This window comes from Halomonas sp. SIMBA_159, assembly GCF_046536035.1.
GTDB lineage: Bacteria > Pseudomonadota > Gammaproteobacteria > Pseudomonadales > Halomonadaceae > Vreelandella > Vreelandella venusta_A.
In genome coordinates this window covers 1-228 of sequence record NZ_JAWJBT010001865.1, presented here as the reverse complement: position 1 = coordinate 228, position 228 = coordinate 1, and the positions used below count along the sequence as shown (strand labels likewise).

At 68.9% G+C, this 228-nt stretch carries 1 protein-coding gene; it reads left to right on the top strand.

Going from position 1 to position 228, the window contains the following annotated elements:
* On the top strand, positions 1 to 228 hold a 228-nt coding region (locus tag R0J87_RS25635; RefSeq protein WP_498889829.1), incomplete at both ends, for a hypothetical protein.

The window sequence follows — 228 nt, the reverse complement described above, 5'->3', positions numbered from 1 at the left end:
CGGCCGCTGGAACCGCCTGGTGTTCATTCACGGCGTCCGCTACGCCTGCGACCTCGGCTACCGCGACAAGCTCGAGAAGCTCGCCGCCGAGAACCCCAACGTCTACTACATCCCCGCCGTCACCCGGGAGCCCGAGGACAGCGACTACGACGGACCCCGCGGCCGGTGCCAGACCGTGCTGACCCAGGAAAACCTCGACCAGCTCGCCGGCGGCGTGAAGCTCGATCC